Annotated in this window: 19 protein-coding genes and 3 pseudogenes; 14 read left to right on the forward strand and 8 right to left on the reverse strand. The window is 70.7% G+C overall.

Annotated features, from left to right (window positions below):
- Both ACFYW9_RS02455 and ACFYW9_RS02460 read right to left on the reverse strand, forming a co-directional pair.
- Positions 1-1,041, reverse strand: a 1,041-nt coding sequence (locus ACFYW9_RS02455) for a trypsin-like serine protease (RefSeq protein WP_389143644.1), incomplete at its 3' end; no start/stop codon positions are given.
- 83 nt (positions 1,042-1,124) lie between these two features.
- Positions 1,125-1,652, reverse strand: coding sequence for a hypothetical protein (locus ACFYW9_RS02460; protein WP_389143647.1), 528 nt, complete (start codon positions 1,650-1,652; stop codon positions 1,125-1,127).
- 554 nt (positions 1,653-2,206) lie between these two features.
- Here ACFYW9_RS02460 and ACFYW9_RS02465 point away from each other — a divergent pair.
- The 4 genes from ACFYW9_RS02465 (at position 2,207) to ACFYW9_RS02480 (ending at position 8,822) form a co-directional block, all read left to right on the forward strand.
- Positions 2,207-5,572 carry an ALF repeat-containing protein gene (locus ACFYW9_RS02465; RefSeq protein ID WP_389143650.1) on the forward strand — a complete coding sequence of 1,122 codons (3,366 nt, stop codon included), beginning with the start codon at positions 2,207-2,209 and terminating at the stop codon, positions 5,570-5,572.
- 207 nt (positions 5,573-5,779) lie between these two features.
- The gene (locus ACFYW9_RS02470; protein ID WP_389143653.1) at positions 5,780-7,153 is read left to right on the forward strand and encodes a hypothetical protein; all 1,374 of its coding nucleotides are present in this window, start codon (positions 5,780-5,782) and stop codon (positions 7,151-7,153) included.
- 89 nt (positions 7,154-7,242) lie between these two features.
- The gene (locus tag ACFYW9_RS02475; protein WP_351876211.1) at positions 7,243-7,878 is read left to right on the forward strand and encodes a DUF6461 domain-containing protein; all 636 of its coding nucleotides are present in this window, start codon (positions 7,243-7,245) and stop codon (positions 7,876-7,878) included.
- A 305-nt stretch (positions 7,879-8,183) separates the two neighbouring features.
- Positions 8,184-8,822: a hypothetical protein gene (locus tag ACFYW9_RS02480; protein WP_389144821.1), complete on the forward strand. Its 639-nt coding sequence runs from the start codon at positions 8,184-8,186 to the stop codon at positions 8,820-8,822.
- A 92-nt stretch (positions 8,823-8,914) separates the two neighbouring features.
- Here ACFYW9_RS02480 and ACFYW9_RS02485 read toward each other — a convergent pair.
- A pseudogene (locus ACFYW9_RS02485) lies at positions 8,915-9,442 on the reverse strand (GAF domain-containing protein); the annotation flags it as partial.
- Positions 9,443-9,657: 215 nt separating this feature from the next.
- Here ACFYW9_RS02485 and ACFYW9_RS02490 point away from each other — a divergent pair.
- A pseudogene (locus tag ACFYW9_RS02490) lies at positions 9,658-9,753 on the forward strand (IS5/IS1182 family transposase); the annotation flags it as partial.
- A gap of 30 nt (positions 9,754-9,783) precedes the next feature.
- On the opposite strand, the pseudogene ACFYW9_RS02495 reads toward ACFYW9_RS02490, so the two are convergent.
- Positions 9,784-10,221: pseudogene (locus tag ACFYW9_RS02495) on the reverse strand (LysE family transporter); the annotation flags it as partial.
- Between the two features lie 89 nt (positions 10,222-10,310).
- Between ACFYW9_RS02495 and ACFYW9_RS02500 the strand changes: the two are divergent.
- The 3 genes from ACFYW9_RS02500 (at position 10,311) to ACFYW9_RS02510 (ending at position 12,404) form a co-directional block, all read left to right on the forward strand.
- Positions 10,311-10,634, forward strand: coding sequence for a DUF6191 domain-containing protein (locus tag ACFYW9_RS02500; RefSeq protein ID WP_326783598.1), 324 nt, complete (start codon positions 10,311-10,313; stop codon positions 10,632-10,634).
- Between the two features lie 168 nt (positions 10,635-10,802).
- Positions 10,803-11,543 carry a VOC family protein gene (locus ACFYW9_RS02505; protein WP_389143658.1) on the forward strand — a complete coding sequence of 247 codons (741 nt, stop codon included), beginning with the start codon at positions 10,803-10,805 and terminating at the stop codon, positions 11,541-11,543.
- 213 nt (positions 11,544-11,756) lie between these two features.
- Positions 11,757-12,404 carry a low temperature requirement protein A gene (locus ACFYW9_RS02510; protein WP_389143661.1) on the forward strand — a complete coding sequence of 216 codons (648 nt, stop codon included), beginning with the start codon at positions 11,757-11,759 and terminating at the stop codon, positions 12,402-12,404.
- A gap of 139 nt (positions 12,405-12,543) precedes the next feature.
- Here the strand turns inward: ACFYW9_RS02510 and ACFYW9_RS02515 are convergent, their stop codons facing one another.
- The 3 genes from ACFYW9_RS02515 to ACFYW9_RS02525 all read right to left on the reverse strand — a co-directional run bounded on the left by ACFYW9_RS02515 (position 12,544) and on the right by ACFYW9_RS02525 (position 15,668).
- Positions 12,544-13,107, reverse strand: a complete 564-nt coding sequence (locus ACFYW9_RS02515; RefSeq protein ID WP_389143664.1) for a hypothetical protein — start codon at positions 13,105-13,107, stop codon at positions 12,544-12,546.
- 145 nt (positions 13,108-13,252) lie between these two features.
- Positions 13,253-14,044 carry a maleylpyruvate isomerase family mycothiol-dependent enzyme gene (locus ACFYW9_RS02520; RefSeq protein WP_389143667.1) on the reverse strand — a complete coding sequence of 264 codons (792 nt, stop codon included), beginning with the start codon at positions 14,042-14,044 and terminating at the stop codon, positions 13,253-13,255.
- A gap of 115 nt (positions 14,045-14,159) precedes the next feature.
- Complete coding sequence (locus ACFYW9_RS02525; RefSeq protein ID WP_389143670.1) at positions 14,160-15,668, reverse strand: MFS transporter; 1,509 nt, start codon at positions 15,666-15,668, stop codon at positions 14,160-14,162.
- A 113-nt stretch (positions 15,669-15,781) separates the two neighbouring features.
- On the opposite strand from ACFYW9_RS02525, the gene ACFYW9_RS02530 reads away from it, so the two are divergent.
- From ACFYW9_RS02530 to ACFYW9_RS02545, 4 genes are all read left to right on the forward strand, one after another.
- Positions 15,782-16,231 carry a MarR family winged helix-turn-helix transcriptional regulator gene (locus ACFYW9_RS02530; RefSeq protein ID WP_389143673.1) on the forward strand — a complete coding sequence of 150 codons (450 nt, stop codon included), beginning with the start codon at positions 15,782-15,784 and terminating at the stop codon, positions 16,229-16,231.
- A gap of 209 nt (positions 16,232-16,440) precedes the next feature.
- Positions 16,441-17,034: a DUF4328 domain-containing protein gene (locus ACFYW9_RS02535; RefSeq protein ID WP_389143677.1), complete on the forward strand. Its 594-nt coding sequence runs from the start codon at positions 16,441-16,443 to the stop codon at positions 17,032-17,034.
- Positions 17,035-17,456: 422 nt separating this feature from the next.
- Positions 17,457-18,530 carry a glycoside hydrolase family 19 protein gene (locus tag ACFYW9_RS02540; protein WP_389143680.1) on the forward strand — a complete coding sequence of 358 codons (1,074 nt, stop codon included), beginning with the start codon at positions 17,457-17,459 and terminating at the stop codon, positions 18,528-18,530.
- A gap of 208 nt (positions 18,531-18,738) precedes the next feature.
- The gene (locus ACFYW9_RS02545) at positions 18,739-19,275 is read left to right on the forward strand and encodes a DUF2231 domain-containing protein (RefSeq protein ID WP_389143683.1); all 537 of its coding nucleotides are present in this window, start codon (positions 18,739-18,741) and stop codon (positions 19,273-19,275) included.
- A 169-nt stretch (positions 19,276-19,444) separates the two neighbouring features.
- On the opposite strand, the gene ACFYW9_RS02550 is transcribed toward ACFYW9_RS02545, so the two are convergent.
- A complete protein-coding gene (locus tag ACFYW9_RS02550) occupies positions 19,445-20,269 on the reverse strand; it encodes an RNA polymerase sigma factor SigF (RefSeq protein WP_389143686.1) in 825 nt (274 codons plus the stop codon).
- Between the two features lie 411 nt (positions 20,270-20,680).
- On the opposite strand from ACFYW9_RS02550, the gene ACFYW9_RS02555 reads away from it, so the two are divergent.
- Together ACFYW9_RS02555 and ACFYW9_RS02560 are read left to right on the forward strand one after the other, a co-directional pair.
- Positions 20,681-22,177, forward strand: a complete 1,497-nt coding sequence (locus tag ACFYW9_RS02555; RefSeq protein WP_389143689.1) for a PepSY-associated TM helix domain-containing protein — start codon at positions 20,681-20,683, stop codon at positions 22,175-22,177.
- Between the two features lie 297 nt (positions 22,178-22,474).
- Complete coding sequence (locus ACFYW9_RS02560; RefSeq protein ID WP_389143692.1) at positions 22,475-24,355, forward strand: GAF domain-containing SpoIIE family protein phosphatase; 1,881 nt, start codon at positions 22,475-22,477, stop codon at positions 24,353-24,355.
- Positions 24,356-24,362: the final 7 nt, after the last annotated feature.

A 24,362-nucleotide genomic window follows, 5' to 3' on the forward strand; every position in this document is an offset into this window, starting at 1 on the left:
GGTACCGCCGTCGAAGTAGGTGCCCATGTTCTTGCGAACAGCGACGTTGCCGTCGGTGCCATGAACGATGAGATCGGCCTTGCCGTCACCGGTGACGTCGGCGAAGTACAGGCGGCCCATGTCGGTACCGGTGAGGAAACGGCTCCAGCCGGCGGACATGACAGTGCCGACACCGAAGCTGGTTCCGAGGTTGCGGTGGACGACGACGGAACCGTCGATGCGCTGCAGGACCAGGTCGTCCTTGCCGTCGCCGTCGATGTCCGCCGGTGTGACCTTCTCGCGGCTGAAGACTTCCTTGACCCAGCTGCCCAGATCGTCGACACGGGTGTCGATGGCGCCGGTGCGGGTTTCGGCGGGATCGTTGCCGAGGCATCCGCCTTGCCAGGAGCGTGAGTTGACGGCGACGAGCTCGGTGGTGCCGTTGACGGTGCGCAGGGCGGGACCGCCGGCGTCGCCCTTGCAGACGGTCGCGGTGTCGGAGCCGTCGAGGTCCACTGTCGTATTCGTGGTGGAGGCGACGGTGAACGTGCCGGTGTGGAGCTTGTCGGGCACCCACTCGGTCTTGGTGCGCCCGAATCCGGCCTTCGTCAGTTTCTCGCCCGCGGCGGCGGGAGTGGTCGCCAGCGGCACGGGCTTGATCGCGGGATCGGTGATCCGGGCGGCGAGCCTGACGAGGACCAGGTCGCGGTCGGCGTGCGGGATGAGCCAGAGGGCCTGCTGGACGCTGCCGCCCGTCTGGGTCAGGTCGGTGCGGCCGACGGTGACGGTGGTGGTGACGGCGGGTTTGCCTGCGGGGGGCCTGCCGTCCGCGGCGAAACAGGTGGCCGCGGTCAGGACCCACTGCGGGTCGACGAGGGTACCGGTGCAGGCGGCCTGTTCACCGACGTTGATCTTCGTGACGTAGTTCAGCTGTGCCGGGGCATCGGCCCCGCCGAGCGCGGTGGCCGAGCTGGTCGCGGCCGGAACGGCGCCCAGCGCGAGGGGGGCCGCGAGCAGGGCAGTGGCTAACGCGGAGAGGCGGGGGCGTCTGGAGAGGCGCATGTACGTGTATTCCTTGGCACGAGGGCCGCACGTCCGGCGGGAACCGGACCGCGGAGCGGTGAGCATGTCGGCGTCGGCTGCGGTTACTTGGAAGACCTGATCTCGACGAGCAGGTGATCGCGGCCCTCTTCGTCCGCGGCCTCACCCACCGGGGTCCAGGAGTTCTTGTTGATGTCGAACGACTTTTCCTCGGTGCCTACGGTCATGTCGACCTCGGTCGTGTAGTCGTTGCCCTTGACCGCGTAGACCGCCGGGATCTCCAGGGTCAGCCAGCCGGAGTCGCCCACCACCTTGAAGCAGATCTTGTCCGCCTTGTCGCGGGCCAGGATCTCCAGGAGCCCGGTGCCACCCGCACAGTCGGCCAGGGTGATGTGCCCGTCGCCGCGCTTGAGGACGATGTTCTTCTCGGCCAGGATCTTGTCCGCCAGCGGGTAGCTGAAGTCCTCCACCGCGTAACCAGGGGTTTCCCCCGCGACCAGTGCGGTGGGGCTCGTCTGCTGCGACGCCCCGCCGGGGATGCCCGTGGTCGCCGTGATCCAAGCCAGGGCGCCGACCGCGGCCGCGCCCAGTGCGCGCAGCGCAATCCGCTTGCGCTGCGGCTTCACGGACATTCTGCTGTATTCCTTCATTGCATCCCTAAGTTCGTCGCTGACGGCCGGATGTTCGTCACCGGTCTCGGATTTTCGGGTGCACGGGAATGCGATATCGGCATCGCTCTGCCGGGTGCTCCCCAACTCCCTTGGGGAGAAGTTCCCTTGCCTATCAAGGCGAGAAGCCCCCGTCCCGGTGATCATCATCCGCTTCGCCATGCAAACACGAAGTGACCCTCAGGTCGAGCGCGAAAAACCACGCATACTACGACAATCCCTATGATCCATTCGTGACCTCCGTCACACTTCATAAAGGTTGCATGAGGATTGTGAAGGACATGTAAAGAATCTCTTGATGATTCGTCAGGGGCTGTATTTCCAAAGCCTGTTGAGGCATGCGACTCCCCAATTAGCCTCTTCTGCATGGACAGTTGATATGGTCACGCACTACAAGTAACTCCGACCGCACGCTACTTCGCGTCCGTTGGCATTCCATCTTGCGGGCACGCCGGAAACCGCCCTGCCGGTGAGATCCGGCATGTCCTGTCAACAGCTCACACGAGGACAACTCTCTGATGCAGACAATCTTCTGGAGCCGGCGCCGCGTGCTCGGCGCGCTCGCCGCCTCCACCGCCGTGGCCTTCACCCCCTTAGCGCTCCTCCCCACGGCCGCCGCCGCGACAGAAGGCGCGGCACCCGAACCGGTGCCGCTGCCGGACACCGAGCGCGCCAAGGTCGTCAGGGCGTGGCTGACCGGTGGCAAGGGCGTCAAGGCCGCCGCCGCCGCGGCCCTCTACGGGTCGGACGCCGACGTCCAGACCTTCCTCGCCGAGACGCTGCCGAGGCAGACCGTGGAGGACAACCGGGTCGCGATCGTCCGCGGCCTGGACCGTGCGGGCAAGGGCCTGCGCCGGGAGGCCGTCGCCGCCCTCGAGGGCGGCGACGCCGCGATCGCCGCGTTCCTGAAGGACGGCTTCAGACCGGCCATTCTCGAAGATCTCCGGGTCGCCACCACCATCGTCTCGTCCACCGGGGACAAGGCGGTGGTGCGCAGCGCCAACACCGCCCTCGACACCGCCACCAACCCGGCTCTCACCGTCTTCCTCACCGACAAGCAGTACGACGCGCGTCTGGAGGACACCCGGGTCCAGGTCAGCGCCATGCTGGTGACCGCCGGCCCGGAGGTGCAGAAGTACGCGAGCCGTGCGCTCGAGGGCTCCGCGGCCGATGTGGAGTGGTTCATCGAGACCGGCCAGCACATCGCGCGTGCCCGTGACCAGGAGTCGGCGACCATCGAGGAGCTGGTGGCCCTCGTCGAACGCGAGGGCAAGCGCGCCCAGAAGGAGACCAACCTGGCCGTGGAGGCCTCGGCCCGCGCCGAGACCGCCGCCGAAAAGGCCAAGCAAGCAGCCGAGAAGGCCGCCGCCGAGGCGTCCGCCGCCCAGAACGATGTGAAGAAGTCGGCGGCGGCGGCCCGGAAGGCGGCGAGCGCGGCGAAGGGCGCGGCGGACGCCGCGCGCAACGCCATCAACGCCTCCAATGCCGCGGTGAACGCGTCCCGCCGCGCCTCCTGGGCGGCCACCGGCGCCGCTCAGGCCGCCTCGAACGCGGGCAGCGCCGCGTCCCGTGCCTACCGGGCCGCGATAGCCGCCTCCAAGGACGCGAGCAAGACGCAGGAGGCCAAGAACGCCGCGGTCGCCGCCAAGAACGCGGCGGCCAAGGCCCGTAGCGCCGCCGCGGCCGCCGACAAGGCCGCCGTCGCCGGCGATGCGGCCGCGTCCGCCGGCAGCGCCGCCGCCTCCGCCGCACGCAACTCGGCCGCCGCCGCCACGGCCGCCGCCCAGGCCGCCGCCTCCGCCGGCGTCGCGCAGTCGGAGGCGGCCGAGGCCAAGCGTCAGGCCGCCATCGCCACCAGTGCCGCCAACCGTGCCACCAACGCGGCCTCCGCCGCCCAGGCCCTGGCCGGCGCCGCCGCCGCCGCGGCCCGCACCGCCCGCGACGCCGCCAACTCCGCCGCCACCCACGCCGACAAGGCGGCAGCAGCCGCCGAGGAGGCCGTGAAGTACGCGGGCCAGGCCATCGACTACGCCAACAAGTCGACCGCGCACGCCGACGAGGCCGTGAAGGCCGCGAACGTCGCCACCAAGGCCGTCGCCGACGCCCTCGAGGTGGAGAAGAACGCCCGCGCAGCCGAGGCCCAGACCCTGGAGCAGGACAAGCAGAAAGCGATCGAGGAGGCGCAGCTGCTCGCCTCCATCGAGGCGACCGATCTGTCCGACGTCCGCGGCAAGCGGCTCCTGGCGGAGCGCACCACCCAGGAGATCAAGGACCTCACCACCAGGGCCGAACAGGCCCTGTACTCCGGCGATCTGGCGCTCGCCGCGACCTTGGGACGCAAGGCCGCGATCGGCCTGATCGAGTCCCGGGGCGCCTGGACCCGGCAGGCCGCCCAGCACGCCCTGGCGGGCTCCGACGACGACGTCTTCGCCTGGATCGACATCGACCGGGCCGTAGCCCAGGGCCAGGATGATCGCGAGACCACCCTCCACGTGGCGACGATCGCTGCGCCGAAGATCGCCGAGGCTGCCCAGCTCGCCCTGGAGAGTTCCAGCTCCAAGGCCGTCGGCGACTTCCTCACCAGCGGCATGAAGAAGGCCTCCGACGAGGAGCTGCGCGTCGCGATCGGCAGGATCCTCTCCGAGGGCGCGGGCAAGGCCGTCACCGCCGCCGCCAACAAGGCACTCGACACCAACACCACCGAATCCCTCAACTACTTCTTCGACCACGACTACCCGCTGGCGCAGAAGGAGGACGACAAGGTCCTCGCCGGCAAGCTCATCAGCACCGGTGGCGCCTTCACCAAGGCCTACGCCGAGGTCGCCCTCGAGGGCCCGGCGTGGATGCTCCGCAACTTCATCACCGTGGTCCAGTTCCGGACGGCCCAGCTCGACCACGACACCGCCACCCATGTCGCCGCGATCCGCGGTGCCATCGCCGCCGCCGCGAAGATCGCCGAAAAGGCGCAGGAGAACGCCGCGCGGGCGACCCAGGCCGCCTGGGAGGCCCGCAACAACGCCGCCAAGGCCCAGGAGTGGGCGAACAAGGCGATCGCCTCGTCCAAGAAGGCCGACAGTTACGCGGCCGAGGCGCGAGCGAACGCGGACGCCGCCGACAAGTCGGCCGCTGACGCCCAGGCTTCCGCCAACACCGCGAAGGCGGCCGCCGCGACCGCCCGTGGCGCGGCCCGCTCGGCCAACTACTCGGCCAACAAGGCGATGGACTCGGCGCGTGCCGCCCTCAAGTCCTCCGCCGCCGCCCAGGCCTCGGCCAACGCCGCCCGTGCCTCCATGCTCGACGCTCAGGCGGACGCGAAGGAGGCCGCCGCCGCGTACTCCGACGCCAAGCGGATCACCGCCGAGAAGCACCGGGCCGAAGTGGCCGCCATGGCCAAGGCAGCAAAAGAGAAGGCCCAGGCGGACCGCGAGGCCAAGCGTGACCCCGCCGCCAACGACCGTAACGACCAGGTCAACCCCAACGGCACCAAGGACCCCGCCGACTCCGACGAGTGGTGGAACGACGCCCAGTTCTACGCCGACGCGGCCAACGTGGTCAGCATCGGCGCCGGCTTCCTGGCCGCCGGCTGCACTCTCGCAGGATTCGTCTTCCCGCCGGCCTTCGCCGCGGCCGGCTTCTTCGCCGGTGTCTCCACGGGTGCGAGCGCCATCGGCACCGTCTTCACCGGCATCGAACACGGCTTCACCAGCAGCGAGTTCTGGTGGTCCGCCGCAGGCACCGGCCTGAGCCTGGTCACCTACGGCCAGACCAAGGTGATCGGTGCAGTCGGCGGCAAGCTCCTCAAGCCCGTCGTGGGCAAGATCGCGGACGTTGTCGAGGACGGAGCCTCCGCCATCACCAGGGACCTCTACGAACTGATCGGCTGACGCGCCCCTCGAACCCCTCCCCTGAGGACTCTGCTGCGCAATTCGGGCGGGCAACAGCGACCGGCGGCAAAGGCTTCGATGGCCATGCCCATCGCCGCAGGTCGAAGTCCGAGCCTCGGAACTGCCCCGGAATTGCGCAGCAGGGTCTCTGAGCAACGCAAAGTTCGAAACAGGAGACACACTGTGAGAAGACCGTCCAGGCCAACGTTGCTGATAGCAGCCCTCCTCGCCGTCGCCTCGACCGGCACCACCGGAGCCGGCATCAGCCAGGCCACACCAGCCGTCACCGCCGTCACCGCCGTCACCGACACGGCGACACCCGCCGCCGACGGCGCCGACGAAACACCCACGCAGAGCACCTCCTTCACCGCCGACACCAGCTGCAGCCCGATACCCGCCGAGGACCGCGCGGACGCGGGCGGCGCGGTCAAGGCATGCACACGTGTACAGTCCGCATCCACCGCGAAGAGCGACACCTCGAGCCGCCGGCTCGCCGCACCCGCCTCGACAGCGTCGGGCATCACCGCGGCTGCCGACGACGACCCGTCCGGCGACGGCATCAGCACGGAGTTCGAGCCGGACGCCGATGATCCCGAGCCGCCCGCGCCCTCCTGCACACTCACCAACCCGGGCCAGTGGACCTGGAGTCGCACCGGTGGCATGTGCCTGCGCGGCGTCGTCGTCAAGTACACGCTCTACAACCAGCAGGGCGTCCCCATCGGCACCGGCGAGATCGAGGTGAACTCCACCCTCGCCACCTCCTACAAGTCGCTCGACCTCAAGGAGACGATCACCGCCAAGCTGGCCCGTGTCTCCGGTGACGTGAAGAGCCTCACGGTACGCATGAAGGTCAGCTGCGGAGCCGGCTGCAAGACGGTGACCCAGCAGCCCTGGTTCGCCACCACCCTGGTGCCGGAGCAGGAGGTCTCGGGTTCCACCAAGTACAGCGGCGACGCCTTCGCCGCCGACACGACCCGCTCCTCCTTCCGGACCAGCTACGCGATGTACGTGACGATGCCGGGCACCGCGCCGATCGACCCGAACGCCTCCTGGTCCAGCCCCGCCAACGGTGAGATCCGCTGCGACAGGGAGCAGCCCCGGCTGCGCGGCTGTGTCATCCCCACCGACGACCTTCCGGTCCTGAGCTACTCCCGCTCGCACGCGAAGTACGGGATCGTCGTGCCCATCTACGAAGAGATCATCCAGCGCCGGGGCACCGACATCCTGCACGCGGTCAACCAAGCCCAGGCGGACATCAACCGCGCCGCGACCTGCACGCCCTTCAGCAACCTGTACCCGGGCACGCGCGGCGCGGACAGTTGTGACGAGTTCCCGATGGCCAGCACCAGGGAGGGTGGCCAGGACGGAAGCCTGTGTGCCGAGCTGACCCCGCAGGTCGTGAACAACGTCTGGTCCGCCCCAGCGACCTGGCCGACCCGTCCGGCCACGGGCACCGAGACCTGCCTGCGGCTGCACATCACCCAGCGGGCCAACAGCTCGGCGGGCGGTGTCCTCGGCTCACTCCGCAAGTACCAGCGCCTGGTGGAGAACGACCCCTTCCGTATCGAGTTCACGGCCTGAACGGGCATCATGATCCGGTCTCCGCACCGCACATCACGGGCGGTGCGGAGACCGGCGGCACTCAGCGGCACAAATCACGGAGGCAGAACATGGCAGCAGACGCGGACGCGCCCTCGCTCGACTGGGCGACGGCCTGGATGTGCGTCACCTTCACCCGGGATCTGACCGTCGAGAAGGTGCTCGCCCGGTACGGGGCCGACCCGTCCCGCTCCCGTCTCCTCGACGCGGACCAGGCGTCGGAACTGCCCACGGGCCACTTCGCAGACGGGGCGGTCTCGCTGCTGCGGTCCGGCAAGCTCGGCGACTGGACCTTCTGCATCGAGGAGGACGGCGTCATCGGCTCCTGGGCCGAACCGCTCGCGGCACTGTCCCGGGCTACCGAGACGTACAGCGTGCTGACCACCGAGGGCCTCAACGTCTTCCAGTACTGGCGCGACGGCGAGTGTGTCGAGAACTTCGAGCCGGGCATGCCGGGCACGGAGCACACCGGGCCCTGGCGGGACCGGGTCGAGACGGCACTCGCCGCGCACGAGGGCGAGGACGCCGGGATGGCACCAGTGGTGGCCCTCGTACTCGACCACCTCGGCATCATCCTGGACGACACCGCCCTCGCCGGCCCCTGGCCCAGCCTGACTCTCTCCGAAGACGACGCACCGTCGGCCCCGCGCGGCCACACCTACGCGGGTGAGGGCCCGGTCCCACCCCAGTCACCGACCGGGAACTGAGCGCGGTGCGGGCCGCATGAAGCTGTCTTCCGGCATGCACGAGGTCGCCTCGGTGCTGAAGTTCCCCCACATCCACATCGCCCTGGCCAACACCGGCCTGCTCGATCTCGAAAACTGATCTCCACCAGCGCGCCGTCGGGAGCCGGCATGAGTTTCACCACCCCGCCGCGGCCGCTCGACGCGACCGCGCTCTTCCCTCAACTGGCCTCCATGGCAAACACGGCGACCTGGTCCCCCGGCCCGGGTCGCCGACCGAGCCGTGGCCCCACCGCGAAGAGCCGCACGACGGTGAAGCGGCGGACGAGATGCGCTCTCCGGACGACATCCGGCTCCTGCGTCGCATCCGTGCGGCAGCGGCCGAACGACGGCTCCGCGACCCCCAGGCACTCGCGATCACGCCCGAGGAACGGGAGACCGAGCAGCGGCTCAGCGCGGGCCGCCCGTGGTTCGACGGCCCGATTCCCCTGATTCCGTGGCCCAGCTCCACGCCCGCGACGTCCCCCTCCCGGGCAGCCCTCCCGGAGCCGATCTCCTCCAGGTCCTGTGGTCCCTGCGACCACGCGGAGTTCGCACACTCCGGAACCGCCCTCCGCCGGCGCTCCTCCGACACCGTCACCGACATCCTCGACGCCCCGCCCGAACCGCCCGTGCTCCAGTTCGACTGGTACCTACCGAAACCGTGCCTCCTGGCACCGGAACAGGTCACCGAGTACCCCAACCCCATGGAACTGAGCAAGGAACTGCAACCGCGCCGGGCCGAGCGTGCGGGTGTGCGCCCAGGACGTGAACGATCCACCGGCCGCCGCCGGGGTACGGACCGCGGCGGCCACGGCGCACAGGGCGGGAGGCAGACCGGTACGCCGCTCGCCGAGCGGGGGCGGTCACCGCCCAGCAGTTCGTCGAGCCACGATCCGGCCGTGGGGCTCCGGTGCAGCACCTGGTAGCCGGCGTCGAGAAGGAGCGGTCCCGGGGCTGAGGGCGAGGGGGACCGCCACGCCTGCCGGGTCACATGGAGCCGTCGCAACGCGTCCCCCAGAGGCTGCGCGAGCGTCGCCGCCGTCGCGAGATCGACGTCGTCGAAGGCCGGAGCGTCACGTCCGCGGCCCAGGACCAGCGCGCCCCACACGCCGTGCCGGTCGCGGAGGGCCACACGCAACTCGTCGCGGTAGCCCAGGGGACGGACGATGTCCTGGTATCGGGGGCTGTGCGCCAGCAGATCACCGGCTTCGCGGCTGAGCAGTCCGACGGGGGACGGGCGCCGCGCCAAGTCCGGCAGCAGGTTGACATCGCCTTCGCGGTACTCGATGTCCAGCATCCGCGGCATCAACGACTCGGGCACGGCGTTGCGGTAGTTGCCGCCGGTGTTCATCAGGGTCGCGGGGTCGACGGTGACACCGGCCCAGATATCGGATGGGAGCAGCGGGGCCAGCGCGGTCATGACCACGTCGAAGAACTCCTCGACACTCCGCGCGGCCGTCGCCGCGCGTACGGCCACCCTCCGGGCTCGCCCGACTCGCCCCCCGTCCTCGGACATGGGCTCAGGGTAACCACGGCCACGGCGCATCGACAGTGACACGCACACGTCCAACCGTTTCCTCGAGTGCGGTGCAGGCCGCCGTACGGTACGCACCACTGCGCCATGTCGGGAGGACGGTCTTCCCGGCGACGGCCGGTCCCGAGAGCGTTGCGTGGCGGGCGGCACGGTCCCGGATTCCCGCCCTCCGCGCCCGGCTCCCGGCTCCCGGCTCCCGGCAGCGGACGCCGTGCGCCGTGCCGGGGCAGTGGCGCGGCCTGGCCCTACGGACGAACGAACTCGCCATCACCTACCAGGCCGCACTCCACGTCGCGTCCATCTTGATCCGGGTCCGGTGCTGAGCAGGTCGCTGGACCCTGACATTCGGATCGTCAGTTGCCGAGTGCCAGCCTGATACCGAAGACGCCGATGACGGTGCCGGTGATCCGGTCGAGCAGTCGGCGAGCCTGGGGCTTGCGGAGCCACCCCTGCAGGACGCGAGCGAAGCCGATGAGGACGGCAGACCAGAGCAGACCGATCAAGATGTGCACCATGGCGAGCAGGAGGCCCATGGTGAAGTGGCCGGTGCCTGGGGGGATGAACTGAGCCAGGACGGCGGTGCGTTCGCTGTTGCCGGTGCAGGGCCGTAGGCAGGCCCACTCGTCGAGCAGGGTCCGGTTGAAGCGTTCGACCTTGCCATCGGTCTGCGGCCGGTGGGCGCGGGTGAGCTTGCCGGTCGCGCCGAGGTCGGCCGGTACGGCCTTCCAGGCCAGACTCTTGCGACAGGCCCAGGCGTTGTCGGTCATGACCCGCTCGATGCGGGTGATGCCGTGCTCGGCCTGGGACGGCGGGACCGACCGGGTGGGCCGGCCCGCAGCCCGACGGTGACGCCGCCGGGTACCGAGGGAATACTCGGGACATGGCATTCCTCGTCTTCATGACCTTGCCCGGACTGGTCATCCTGCTGACCGCTCTGTCGTTCGTCGATCAGCTTCTGCTGCGCGCGAGCAAGGCCGGACTGCTGCCGTGGCGCAACGCGGCACGGCAGGGTCAGATATCGGCGACCGGGTTCGAGCAGTTGCACGCGAGCCTGTCGCCGGGCAAGCAGACCGAGCTGAAGGAACGCCAGTCCGCCCTGCTGCTGCGCGACGACGAGGAGGACGGGGCACCGCCGAACCGGACGACGGTGGATCTGGACGGAGGAACGGCGGTCATCCGCATGCCGGGCACCGGCCGGCGGTAGCCCGCCCCTGGTGCCGACGTGGTCGGTCGGGCAACTCTCTCGTGGGGTGGACAGCCCGGTGCGCGGGACGCCCGGTCGGCGGGCGAGTCGGTCCGGTTCGGCGCCGGTGCCGGACGTCGCGGCGTACGTGCACGGGGCGTCGCGGCGTACGTGCATAGGATCGCCGGCATGGCACTGCGACCTGTTCACGTGAATATCAAGGCCGTCGACAGCTCGGCGGTCGGCCGGTTCTGGGCGGAGGCGCTCGGCTGGAGTACGTACAGCCCCGGCGTGACCACCTACGTCGGGCCTCCCGGCGGTCCGGTCTGGCCGGACCCGGTCGTCCTCGGCATCGACGTCGTTCCGGTGCCGGAGCCCAAGACGGCGACGAAGAACCGTGTGCACCTCGATCTCGCCACCACCTCCGCCGCCCATCAGGCGGAGCTGGTCGACCGCCTGCGGACGCTCGGCGCGACGCCCGTCGACGTGGGCCAGGGCGACGTACCGTGGACGGTCCTCGCCGATCCGGAAGGGAACGAGTTCTGCGTGCTGGAGCCCCGGGAGGTCTACCGGGACACCGGGCCGATCGCCACACTGGTGGTCGACTGCGTGGATCCGCGGGCCATGGCCAGGTTCTGGGGTGAGGCGACCGACTGGACCCTGCACGAGGTGACCGACGACCACGCGAGGCTGCGGTCCGCCAAGGATGTCGGCCCGTACCTGGAGTTCCTCCGCACGCCGGGCGAGAAGACCGTGCCGGACCGCGTCCACATCGACCTGCTGCCGTACCCCGGCGACGACGAGGAGGCGGAGGTGGCCCGGCTGCGGGCCCTCGGCGCCACCGATCTCGACATCGGCCAGGGCGACGTACCGTGGACGTGCCTCGCCGACCCGGAGGGCCACGAGTTCTGCGTGCTCGCCCTGCCCTGACGCGGCCCTTCGGCGCCCTCGACCACACCTCGTCCGGCTCGCCGAGCCGGGCCTCGACGACCTCGTCCGGCGGCGACAGCGCGGTCCCCCGGTGGCGCTTGGCTAATGTGAGCGGTTCCGCGGCTCGACGCGCGCTCCCGGCCGGTGAGCGCGGGCGTCACGTCGTACGGCCGAGGTACGTCCCGACGACCTGGTGAGAGCGCAGGAACTGGTGTGAACGAGGTGTCGCCCGCGATTCCCGCTTCGGGAGAGGACCGGCATGCCACGTGGCTGGAACTGTTCTTCGACCTGAGCGAACGGCTGGGCCTGTTCGTGATCATCGTGCTCGGCGAGGGTGTCGCGCAGGTGATCGAGGCCGCCTCGGAAGCCACCTGGGACAGACGGCTCTACGGCCTCGCCGGCGCCGCGTTCTTCCTTCTGGTCGCCCTGTGGTCGCTGTCCTTCCGGCACGGCTACGCAGGGGTTCCGTATCTCACCGCGCGCTCCCTTCCGGCCCGCGCGGCGCTCCCGCTGCACTGCTTCGTGTCCGGCTGCCTGGCGGCTCTCGCGGCCGGACTGGGCGCGGCGACGGGGCACCTGCACACGCTGCCCGACAGCACGAGATGGCTGTTGTGCTCGTCTCTGGCCGGGTACTTCCTTCTCACCGGGATCGCCGCGCTGCGGCAGCCCGAGGGCGGGCGCCGCTGGATGCTGTCCGTGGTTCTGCCCTGCTGCGCGCTGCCGCTGCTGCTCGCGGGGTTCGGCGGCGGGCTCGGGACCGTGGCCCTGGTCTGGCTGCTCGTCGCGGTCACGTTGTGGCCGATGTTCTACGAGAGCCGGCGCGCGGAGCGCCCCGAGGCGGCGGCCCGACCGGAGGCGTGAGCTCCGTGGTTCACACCGCGCTCGCCGTGGCGGCGGCCGACGGATCGGACGCGAGCGGGACTCGGGCGCCGGTGCTCGCCGGACGCCCACGCCCCACTCGCGTCTCGTCACCGGCCCGGACGCGGCCGACGACGATTCCTCACCAGGTGTGCGCGACGTCGATCACCAGGCGATCGGAGAGCTGCGTCACCCGGAACGGCAGCCGGGCCCGAACACCGAGTCCCACCTGCGTGACTCCCTCGAAGCTGGCTCCGAACTTCGCGTCCCGGAAGGTCCGGTAGCCGGTCAGGTTGACGCCCGGAAGGGGCTGACCGCCCCGGCCGGGGTAGGTCGCGGTGCCGGTCTCCAGGTCGTACGAGGGTGCGGACACCAGGATCTCGAGGATCGCCCCGCCGGAGACCGGAATGCGAATGCCGGACGGGTCCTGGATGAAGGCGTCGACGTAGTGCACGGTGTACCCGATCGGCGTGGTGCCGGCGGTGGGTACGTCGAAGACCATGCGGTCGTAGCAGTCGTGCCGACCGGTCCTGATGTCGGTCAGCGACCCGGTGTCGGCGTCCGCCGCGGTCTTCGACAGGCTGCCCCAGCCGGTCGGGCACGCGACCGCCGTGGCCGCGCCCGCCGGTGTGGGCGCGGCCACGACCGCACCCACCCCGGCCATCGTCAGGGCGGCCAACACCGCCATGGATCGTCTCGTACGCATGGTTCCCCCTTGCGGTTGGGGCTCTCGATTGCCTGCCATGTACGACATGACCGTCACGGTTTTGGTTGTACGGACCGCCCCGAAACGAGTGGATCGCTTTCGCGCCCGGAGCCGGTTTCACCGGCCGCCCGCCCCAACCGGCCTTTCAGAAGGCCGAGTTGTCGAACCAGAGGGTCAGCAGGCCCTCGTCCCCGTCGTAGGTGATGGCCTCCGCTTCATGGGGGAGGCGGCCGTAGACGAGGAGCAGCAGGTCGGCCGCGGTTCCCCGAACGGTCGCGTCGGCGGATCCGGCCGCCGCCCCGGACGCGTCGAGCCCGAAGCCGTCGGACCGCAGGCGCACCAGCCAGTCGCCGTCACCGTCGGTCGCCCGGAAGCGGATGGTCCTGTCGGGACCGCGCAGGTTGGCGACCTTGGGTGCGAAGAAAGCGGCGAACGGCAGGTTGACGAGGAATTCGTCGATGCCGTCGACCGCCGACGGGCGGTCGATCGCGGGCGGCAGGCCGAGTGCCAGTTCGGCGTCGATCCGGTGCATCAGGGTCTCGAAGAGCATCCGGCGCGCCCAGAAGCGAGCGTGCTGGTCCACGCCCCACGCCCACATGGGAAGGTCCGGGTCGGTGGCCGCGAAGGCCTCCGCGGCCACCGTCGCGCTCTCGGCCAGCCAGTCGGCACAGCCGTCCCACCGGTCGGGAAGTCGCAGGTCCACGTCGCGACTTCGCGGGGGCTCCTGGACGCGGGCGTGCAGGAGAGCCGAGAACCAGCGCTGCACGCTGCCGGTGTGCCGGACCAGGTCCGCCAGCGTCCAGCCGGGGCAACTCGGCACCTCGGTGGCCGGATCGGCGTTCTCGAGCGCCGCGACGAACCGGGCGGTCTCCGCCGCGATCGCGGCACGGTGGTCGACCGGAGTCGCCCCGCGTTCGCGGCTGTCCGAGGACATCATCACTGGAGTGCCTTTCTACGAGGGGAAGTTCGGTTCCGCCGAGCAGCCGGCGGCACGGTCGTGACCGTGTCCGAACCGGCTGATACGCGCGGGGCGTTGAGCGGCGAGGGGCCGATCACACGGACGTGGCCTCGGCCCCGGCCGCCGCGAGCTCCGGGGTCTCGGGGGTGACGGGCTCGCGCATCACGGGTGTGCGCGGCGCGTGTGCCGCCTTGAGGCCGACGAGGGCGACGACGACGACCAGGACGAACGCCCCTCCGGCGATGGCGAAGCTCAGCGTGAACTGGCTCTCCTGGGGCAGGGCGGGCATGCCGGCCGGCAGCGGCACGGACTTCGACGCCAGGAGCGATGTGATCACCGCGCTCGCGACGGCGCTGCCGACGGAGCGGGAGATGGAGTTGATGCCGTTGGCGATACCGGTCTGGTGGGCCGGGACGCCGGCGACGATGAGGGCGGGCATGGAGGCGTAACCGAAGCTGATCGCCAGACCGATGAGCATGCCCGCGCCGATGACCGAGGCGCTGGTGTCGTGCGCGGCGGTCAGCCAGGTGAAGCCGAGCACTCCGAAGCAGGCCCCGGCGGCCAGCGTGACGCGGGCGCCGAGCCTGCGCACCAGCACCCCGCCGAACTGGGCGCCGACCAGGGAGACGAGCGTGGTGGGCAGCAGATAGACGACGGACGCGGCGAGCACCGAGGCGCCGAAGCCGTAACCGACCAGGTCATCGGGCATCTGCACGAGGTAGGAGACGCCGATGAACTGGGTGAACATCGCGAATCCCAGCAGCAGCCCCGCCAGGTTGGTGAAGAGAACGGGCCGGTGGACGAACATCTTCATGTCCACCATCGGTTCCTCGACCCGGTTCTCGGTGAACACCCACACACCCGCCATGACGACCGCCGCGGCGAACGTGCCGAGCGTCCGGCCGGACGTCCAGCCCCACTCGTGCCCCTGCGAGATGGGCAGCAGGAGGAGCACCAGCAGCATGCCGAGAGTCAGCGCGCCCAGCCAGTCCGTCCGTCCACCCGCCTTCGTCCGGGAAGCGGGCACCATGAACAGCACGCCCACCAGCGCCACCACGGCGAGGACGACCGCCAGCCAGAAGGGCCGGTGGTAGTCGGGGTGGGAACCCTGGGTGAGGAGGCCCGCGCCGACCAGGGCGAGTCCGCTGCCGAACGCGAGCGTGCCGCTGACCAGGGCCATCGCTCCGTGCAGCTTCTCCGGCGCGATCTCCTCACGCAGTACGGAGAGGGCGAGCGGGAAGATCGCGGTGGCCGCCCCCTGCATCACCCGCCCGACGATCAGCCAGGTCAGCGAGGTCGTCGTGGCGGCGAGCACCGACCCGGCGATCATCACGACCAGCACACCGACGAGCGTGGGCTTCTTGCCGTGCTGGTCACCGAAGCGGCCGAGGAGCGGGGTGAACACGGCGGCGGACAGCAGCGTGGCGGTGGTCACCCAACTGACACTCGCCGTGCTGGCGTTCAGGTCGCTCTGGATCATCCCCAGGATCGGGACGACCAGGGTCTGCATCATCGAGACGACCATGGCGGCGAGCCCGAGCACCAGGACGATCCCGGTGTGCCCGGAGGACCTCGACGACGCCGCTTGCTGTGTGTGAGACACGGAAAGTCTGCCCTAACTACTTAACAACCTCGATGCTTGAGAACTTCAAGCAATAGCTGACCGTAGCCGTCAATATTTGAGATGGTCAAACTTCCTGGCGTAAGGTGACCCACATGACAGGAACCAGCGGTGTGGACACGGACCAGCTCATGGAGCTCCTGTCGGTGTCGCTCGGGGCCTACTACGGCGACTTCACGGTGGCCGCGGCGAGCGAGAACCTCACCGCCAGCCAGGGCAAGACACTCAACGTGCTGCGCCGGGGTCCGGCCGCGATGCGCGCCCTCGCCACCATCCTGACCTGCGACGCCTCCAACATGACGGGGATCATCGACCGGCTGGAGAAGCGCGGTCTGGTACGGCGCGAGCCCAGCGCCACCGACCGGCGGGTCAAGAACGTCGTCCTCACCGCCGAGGGCGAACGCGTCATCGACGTGATCCGCGCGAAGATGGACACCACGCGCGCCGGCCTGGACAGGCTCAGCGAGGAGGAGCGGGACACCCTCTACGCCCTCCTGGAACGCGCCTTCACCGCACAGCCCGCCCCGCTCCGACCGAGCGCCTGAGCGTCCGAGGTTTCTCGCACCGGTCGGGGTGAACCCGCCGGCGTTCCGGCAGCCTTCGTCGGCCGGTGAACGACCGACGCCCGTCGGGGACGCAACCCTGGGCCCACCACTCGAAAATCGCACGCGCGTGCGACGACCGGGCTCTATGATCACCCCACCCCAGCGACCGCTGCGCCGGCGCACCCACCTTCGAGACAGGCCCCACGGACATGACCAGTACCGCCCTCAAGGCTCCCCGGACGCTTGCCCGCTGCGCGCAGACGGCGATCGGGGTCGCCGCCGTGGCGGACGTGTTCCGGGCGGTGGCACTCCGGGAGCACCACCTGCACCCTTCGGACGCGTCTTCGGAGACGGTCTCCAGGGTCTTCGTCTATCTGATGACCCTCGCGATCGTGCCGTTCCTCGCGTGGCTCGCCCGGGCCCGGCGCAACGCCGAGTCGCTGTCCCCTTCGAGCCCGGTGCCGACCGCGGGCTGGACGATCGGCGCCTGGTTCGTCCCGGTGGCCAACCTCTTCGCACCGCGCCGGTCGGTCCTCGACATCGGGCGCGCGAGTTCCCCGGTCTGGGAGGAGAAGCGAGACGCCCGACTGGTGACTCTGTGGTGGGCCGCCTGGATCGGGCACGGACTGGCGGTCGTGACGGCGACCCAGGCGGCCCCGGGATCGATGGCCCTGCTCGTGACGGCCGAGGCCCTCATGATCGCGGCGGCCGTGCTGCTGGGACTCGTCATCGAGCGCATCACGGCACTCCAGAGCGCCGCACTCCGCACCACCGCTCCCGTCGAACCCCTCCCCCTGGGGTGACTCGGGCTTCGCGGGAGCGATAGGCGGCGGACCCGGCGGAAGCGCCGTTCCCGATGGTCGCGGCGCCGGCACTCCGTGCGGCTCGGCCCGTCGTGGAGGTGAGGCGAGAACGAGCACAGGCCGGGTCGAGCGATTCCCCCTGGGCGGGAACCGCCGGACGTCAGGGGTCGCATCCACCGTCGGGGCCAACCACCGCAGCCCTCGGGGCAGTTGGTCAGCCTCCGGACGCACGGCGGTTTTTCGCCAATCGCATCGGGTCCATTGGTCCATACCTTGACTGGTACAGACCAAAGCGGTTGAGTGTGGCTCCACACCCCCCCACCACGGTCGCCCCGGACTGCGCGGCGCCGGCCAACGTCGGCGCGCGCACAAGGCTCCGCCTTGCCCCCCGGTGCGGCCTTGCCCCGCGAAGGACTGATCCCGTGCCACAACGCCGCATGTCTTCCGTCTTGGCCGCGCTGCTGATCGGAACCGCCGCACCGGTACTGCTGCCGGCCACGAGCGCCTCCGCCGCCTCCTGTGCGAGCTACCCGAGTTGGGCCGCCGGCACGTCCTACGTCACCGGCAACGTCGTCCGGTACACCGACGGCAAGACCTACATAGCCGAACACGACAACCCTGGCTACGACCCCGTCATCAGCACCTGGTACTGGGAGCCGTACGCCTGCGACAGCGGCCCGACGAACCCGTCCGGCGGGTCCTGTTCGAGCTACCCGGCCTGGGTCGCCGGCAGGTCCTACGTCACCGGCAACATCGTCCGGTACACGGACGGAAAGGCCTACATCGCGGAGCACGACAACCCCGGGTACGACCCCGTCATCAGCACCTGGTTCTGGGAGCCGTACTCCTGTGACGGCGGCTCGACCAATCCCTCCGACGGCTTCGTCGTGAGCGAGGCGCAGTTCAACCAGATGTTCCCGAGCCGGAATTCCTTCTACACCTACAACGGCCTCAAGGCCGCCCTGAGTTCGTTCCCCGGGTTCGCCAACAGCGGCAGTGACACCGTCAAGAAGCAGGAAGCCGCGGCGTTCCTCGCCAACGTGAACCACGAGACCGGCGGTCTGGTCTACGTGGTGGAGCAGAACACCGCCAACTACTCGCACTACTGCGACTGGAGCCAGCCCTACGGCTGCCCGGCCGGCCAGTCGGCGTACTACGGGCGCGGGCCGATCCAGCTCAGCTGGAACTTCAACTACAAGGCCGCGGGTGACGCGCTCGGCATCGACCTGCTGGGCAACCCCAACCTCGTCCAGACCGACGCCGCCGTCGCCTGGAAGACCGGCCTCTGGTACTGGAACACGCAGTCGGGCCCCGGCACCATGACCCCCCACAACGCGATGGTCAACAGCGCCGGGTTCGGCCAGACCATCCGCAGCATCAACGGCTCGCTGGAGTGCGACGGCAGGAACCCCGCGCAGGTGCAGAGCCGCGTCGACGCCTACCAGCGCTTCACATCGATCCTCGGCGTCACGCCGGGAGCCAACCTCTACTGCTGACAGACCGAGGCAGGAGCACGTGGAACCGGAGGTGCGTCGCCGCCGCGGCGCACCTCCGGCCTGCCGGGCCCTTCCCGACCGCGGCGCCGCTCGGAAACCGGAAAGCCCCACGCCACACGCGCGGCGGATGAGCGAGTGCCCTCGCACCGGGTAGTCGTTCGGTATGAACGCATACGATCCGGACACTTCCCTGGACACTCGGACGATTTTGGCGTCGGAAGGCGTCTCGGCCCGATGGCTGACCGGACTGGCCCGCATCGAGCGGTCGGAGGCGGCGGACCCCGTGATCCAGAAGTTGCAGCGGGGGATCCGCTCGCTGCCGCTGGGCGCGGCCCGCGATCTGCTGCACGGCAGGCCACTGGGTCATCCCCTGCATCCGGTCCTGGTGCAGGTCCCGATCGGCTGCTGGCTGTCGGCCGCCGTCATGGACGTCATGCCGGCGGGGCAGCGCGCCGCGACGACTCTGACGGCCGTCGGACTGGCCGGGATCGCCCCGGCGGCGATCAGCGGGTGGGTCGACTGGGCGGACCTGCCGCCCGAGCAGGCGCGCGTCGGACTGGTCCACGCCGTCGCGAACGTGGCCACGGTGGTCCTCTTCACCACGTCCCTGACGGCACGGCTCCGCCGCCGCACGGCGAGGGGGAGGCTGTGGTCGCTGGGCGGACTGGCGGCGGTCGCCGTCACCGGCGCGCTGGGCGGGCACGTGGCCTACCGACAGGCCGTGGGTGCGTGGCCGGCGGCCTAGGGTGGGTGCGTGGCCGGCGGCCTAGAACCTGACGTTCGATCGTGCGGCGGGACGCGGGGCACCTCGACGCCGCCCGACCCTAACGACAGGCTCCGGCCGCCCCCGCTCAGTGGCGGAAGTCGTGCCGCCCCGGTGGTGACGGTTCGCCAGGACGCCCGTGGGCGACGGTTCACGGGCGGGGGGAATCTCCGGCCCCGGACGCGTCCGCGTCCGCGAGCACCTCCTCGCGCAGGGAGGCGCAGCAGCTGCTGAGCAGGCGCGAGACGTGCATCTGCGAGACGCCCAGCCGCTCGGCGATACAGGTCTGCGTCATGTCACGGAAGAACCGCAGGTACAGGATCTTCCGCTCGCGCTCGGGCAGCCTGGCCAGGGCGGGTTTCAGGGCCTCTCGGTCCACGACGAGGTCGAACCCGGTGTCGGGTTCCCCCAGCGCGTCCGCCAGGGAGTATCCGTGGTCGCCGTCGGTGAGCCGGGCGTCCAGTGACAGGGTCGCGAAACTGTCCAGGGCTTCCAGACCCGCGCGCACGTCGTCCTCGCTCAGCTGCGCGTACTCGGCTATCTCGGCGACGCCGGGCTGTCGGTCCGAGTTCGTCGGCGCCAGGTCCTTCACGGCCCCTCGGACCTTGTTGCGCGCCTCCTGGACCCGGCGTGGCACGTGCACGGCCCACATGTGGTCGCGGAAGTGGCGCTTGATCTCACCGACGATGGTCGGGACCGCGTAGCTCTCGAAGGCGTTGCCCCGCCCGGGGTCGTACCGGTCCACGGCCTTCACCAGGCCCAGAGCGGCGACCTGGGTCAGATCCTCGACGGATTCGCCCCTGCCGCGGTACTTGCCGGCGATACGCTCCGCCATCGGCATCCAGGCTTCGACGATCTCGTCGCGCAGTGCCTGCCGCTCGCGCCCGTCCGGGAGTCCCGAGAGGTGCGAGAAGGCCGCGTCGGTTTCGGGGGCGTCGTCGTGCCGACGACGCTGCGTGGTCACAGTGCAGGTCATGTGCTGACAGCTCCCTCAAGGGCCGCTGACCGGACAGAAACACCGTGGGGGCGCACACGAGTTCAAGACACAGCCGTGCGCTGGGGCGCGCGCTCTCACGGACGTGCCTTTTATCCGAAGCACTGTTCTTCCCGTCCCCTGCCACCGGAACGATAAACCCATATCGGGGCAATATGACACGAAGGAGCCGACTGATCGTGAAGCGTGACGGCGGGGTCCGCGCCGTCCGGGTGTTTCCCGCGCACATTCCGGATCGTCACGGGAACTGGAGGGCTCACCCGTCCGACTGCTTCATCACACGGCCACGACAGGCCGCTGGAGGGACGCCGCGGCTCGGTCGTCTGCCGGGCGCCCGCCGTCTCGGACCGAGGAGCGGCGTCGCGCGTGGTCGACACAGAACGAGGTGGGATTTTGTCCGTCAACTCCGATGCCCCCGACCTGCCCGCCCCGAGCGAGGAGGGCACCGACATACCCGAGAGCGAGGACACCGCGGCCGTTGTGCCGAGACCGGCGCGACAGCCCTCGGGCTTCGGGCCGTTGATGGCGCGACTGCATTTCTACGCCGGAGTCCTGGTGGCACCTTTCCTTCTGGTCGCGGCGGTGACCGGTCTGCTCTACACCTTCACCCCCCAACTGGACTCGTTCGTCTACGACAAGGAGCTCACCGTCGCGCACACGGCCGACGCCTCCCGGCCCCTGGCCGAGCAGGTGGACGCCGCGCGGGCCAGTCACCCGAAGGGCACGCTCGTCGCCGTCCGCCCGGGAGCCGGGGAGGAGACGACGCAGGTGGACTTCGCGCTGCCCGAACTGGGCGAGCGGGCGCACACCGTCTACGTCGACCCGTACACCGGCAAGGTCACCGGACAGCTGACCACCTGGTACGGATCCACGCCCCTGAAGACATGGCTGGACGACCTGCACCGCAACCTGCACCTCGGCACGGCCGGCCGGTACTACTCGGAGATCGCGGCGAGCTGGCTGTGGGTCCTCGTTCTCGGCGGCCTGATCCTCTGGTGGCGCCGACAGCGCCGCAACCGGACCGCGCGACGTCTGCTGCTGCCCGACCTCGCCGCCAAGAAGGGCGTGCGCCGCACCCGTAGCTGGCACGCGGCGACGGGTGTGTGGCTCGCCGTCGGTCTGCTGGCCCTCTCCGCGACCGGCCTGACCTGGTCCCGTTTCGCGGGGGCCCACTTCGGTGAGGCCCTGGACGCGCTGCGTTCCGGCACGCCCGGTGTGTCCACCGCCCTGCCCGGCGCGTCCGCCGACGAGCAGGGCGGCCACCACCACGGTGGCGAGACGGGTTCGCGCGCCACGCAGGGTGTGGACCCGAAGGCGATCGACGGGGTTCTTGCCGCGGCGCGGCGCGACGGGCTGTCGGGCCCCGTGGCCATCGGCGTGCCGCAGGACCACACCACCGCCTGGACCGTGTCGCAGACCCGCGATCTCTGGCCGGTCGGACGCGACAGCGTCGCCGTCGACGCCTCGAGCGAGAAGGTGGTCGACCGGGTGGACTTCGCCGACTGGCCTGTCCTGGCCAAGCTGACGCGTTGGGGCATCGGCGCCCACATGGGCACCCTGTTCGGCCTCGTCAACCAGATCCTGCTGGCGGTGCTGGCCATCGGCCTGACCTGCATGATCGTCTGGGGCTACCGCATGTGGTGGCAGCGCCGTCCCGTCCGCGACGGCCACCGTGCCCTGTTCGGCACCCCGCCGGCCCGGGGTGCCTGGCGCGCGATTCCGTACGGGGCCCTGGCGGCCGGCGTCGTGGCCGTCATCGCGCTCGGCTGGGCGCTCCCCCTCTTCGGCGTGCCCCTCGCCGCGTTCCTGGCCGCCGACCTCATCGCGGGTGCCGTGCGGCGCCGCCGGCCGGTGACGCCGCCCACGGCCGGATCCGGCGCCGAGGGCTGACCCGAACGACGGACATCGATCACCCCCTCCCCCACCCCCCGGACGGCCTCCACCGACGCCCGGACCTCGCTCCCGACCCGGGCGGCGTCCTCGTACCAGGGCCGTTCCGGGAGACGGGCGCGCCCGGACCGCTCACCGAGTCTGTCTCCGCCCGGCTTCCTGAACGGCGATACTGGACAGGTCCTGGCGACGGTTGCCCTTCCCTGCCGGGGGAAGGGCACGTATCGGGAGCGGGAGATCCGTCGTTGCCGTCAGCCGGTCGTCCTGACGTCCGCGAGAAAGCTTCGGGAGCGAACTGTGGCAACGGCGGGAGAGCCGTCCGGGGTCGTGACCGGGGGACGGCTGGCGGCTCTGCGGGAGACCGGGCTGTCGGCTGCGGCGGACGCGGGAATGGACCGGTTCGCCCGGCTCGTGGCCGGCGTGATCGGTGTGCCCATCGCGCTGGTGTCCCTGCTGGAGTCCTCGCGGCAGGTGTTGCCGGGCATGGTGGGGCTCTCCGAGCCGTGGGCGGACACCCGCCAGACACCCTTGTCCCATGTGCTGTGCCGGCACGTCGTGACCAGCGGCCGGCCGCTGGTCCTGACCGACGCCCGCCAGGATCCCCTGACCTGCGCGAGCCCGGCCGTCCCCGACCTCGGGGTCATCGGCTACGCGGGGATGCCGCTGACCGACGGGGCCGGACATGTGCTGGGCTCGCTGTGCGCGATCGACACCCGTCCGCGGAGGTGGACCGCGCGGGAACTGGAACTCCTCCAGGACCTGGCGGCGGCGTGCAGCGCGGAGCTGCGGCTGCGGATCGTCTCGCGCCACCGTGAACAGGCCCGCGCCGCCGAGGCCAGGGCGCGGGCCGAGGCGGACGAAGCGACCAGGCGGCACCGCGCCGCGCTGGAGCGTTCCCGGCTGCTGCTGCGGGCCGCGGACGCGCTGGCCGACACCACCGGCCTGGCCGACGTACGCGAGCAGGTGCGGGACCTGGTCAGCAGCGACCTCAAGCCCGTGTACGTAGGGCTGGTGCTGGTGGAGGGAGGCACCACGAAGCGGCTGCGGCGCATGGTCGACGTGCTGGGCAGCACGTCGATGGAGCGCACGTACGAGACGTACACGATCGATGACGCCTGGCCGACCGCGCGGGCGGCCCGGGAGAACCGGATGATCACCGTCACGGACACGGAGCAGCTGGAGCGCGACTACGCGCCGGAGGCGGTCGCGACGTTCACGGCTCTGGGGCTGCGGACCGCGGTGTGCGTGCCGCTGCCGGGTACGGTTCTCCCGCTCGGCACGCTGGTACTGGGCTGGGATGACCGGCACGAGATCGACATCGTGGAACAGGCGGTGCTCTCCTCGTTGGCCGGGTACACCGCGCGGGCCGTGGAACGGGCGCTGTTCGTGGACAGCCGCATCGACGTGGCCCGGGAGATGCAGAAGGCCCTGCTCACCGATGTGCCCTCGGTACCGCGTCTGGACCTGGCCGCCCTCTACCGGGCGGCCGCGCGCACGGATCTGGTCGGTGGCGACTGGTACGACGCCTTCCTGCTGCCCGACGCCGCCCGGGACGGGGAGGACTCCGCCGAACCGGCCGTGCTGGTCCTGTCCATCGGTGACATCACCGGCCACGACATGCGGGCGGCCGCCCAGATGGGTCAGGTACGCAGCATGCTCCGCCAGGCCGACCTCGACCACCCGGGCGGCGGGCCCGCGCAGGCGGTCAGCGCGCTGGAACACGCCAACGCGGCCCTGGGTCTCGACGCGAGCGGCACCCTCGTCCACGCCCACCTCCGCCCCTGCCGGTCGGCCGAGGCGGGCAGCTGGGAGTTGACCTGGACCAACGCCGGACACCCGCCCCCGCTCGTCGTCCGGCCCGATGGTTCGGTCCACCGGCTGACCCGGCACGACATCATGCTCTTCACCGGCCTGGACGCGCCGCCCCGCAGCGAGCACCGGCTGCTCCTGCCGCCCGGCAGCCTGCTCATGTTCTACACCGACGGCCTGGTCGAACGCCCCGACGAGGACATGGACCTGGCCATCGACGCGGCCGGCCGCATGCTGGCCGCCCACGCCGGCCGTCCCCTGGACACGCTGCTGAACGAGATCACGGACCGGATCGCCGGTCCCGACGCCGTCGACGACATCGCCCTGCTCGCGTTGCGCGTCCCCGCCGTCCGAGCCGCGCGGGCGTAACACCAAC

The organism is Streptomyces sp. NPDC002698, from assembly GCF_042888945.1.
Lineage (GTDB): Bacteria > Actinomycetota > Actinomycetes > Streptomycetales > Streptomycetaceae > Streptomyces.

Excerpts from the sequence above, each read along its gene's own strand:
- ACFYW9_RS02535 (WP_389143677.1), top strand. The coding sequence starts at position 16,441 with ATGACCAGTACCGCCCTCAAGGCTCCCCGGACGCTTGCCCGCTGCGCG.
- ACFYW9_RS02515 (WP_389143664.1), bottom strand. The coding sequence starts at position 13,107 with ATGCGTACGAGACGATCCATGGCGGTGTTGGCCGCCCTGACGATGGCC.
- ACFYW9_RS02460 (WP_389143647.1), bottom strand. The coding sequence starts at position 1,652 with ATGTCCGTGAAGCCGCAGCGCAAGCGGATTGCGCTGCGCGCACTGGGC.
- ACFYW9_RS02465 (WP_389143650.1), top strand. The coding sequence starts at position 2,207 with ATGCAGACAATCTTCTGGAGCCGGCGCCGCGTGCTCGGCGCGCTCGCC.
- ACFYW9_RS02520 (WP_389143667.1), bottom strand. The coding sequence starts at position 14,044 with ATGATGTCCTCGGACAGCCGCGAACGCGGGGCGACTCCGGTCGACCAC.
- ACFYW9_RS02480 (WP_389144821.1), top strand. The coding sequence starts at position 8,184 with ATGCGCTCTCCGGACGACATCCGGCTCCTGCGTCGCATCCGTGCGGCA.
- ACFYW9_RS02550 (WP_389143686.1), bottom strand. The coding sequence starts at position 20,269 with ATGACCTGCACTGTGACCACGCAGCGTCGTCGGCACGACGACGCCCCC.
- ACFYW9_RS02475 (WP_351876211.1), top strand. The coding sequence starts at position 7,243 with ATGGCAGCAGACGCGGACGCGCCCTCGCTCGACTGGGCGACGGCCTGG.
- ACFYW9_RS02500 (WP_326783598.1), top strand. The coding sequence starts at position 10,311 with ATGGCATTCCTCGTCTTCATGACCTTGCCCGGACTGGTCATCCTGCTG.
- ACFYW9_RS02505 (WP_389143658.1), top strand. The coding sequence starts at position 10,803 with ATGGCACTGCGACCTGTTCACGTGAATATCAAGGCCGTCGACAGCTCG.
- ACFYW9_RS02530 (WP_389143673.1), top strand. The coding sequence starts at position 15,782 with ATGACAGGAACCAGCGGTGTGGACACGGACCAGCTCATGGAGCTCCTG.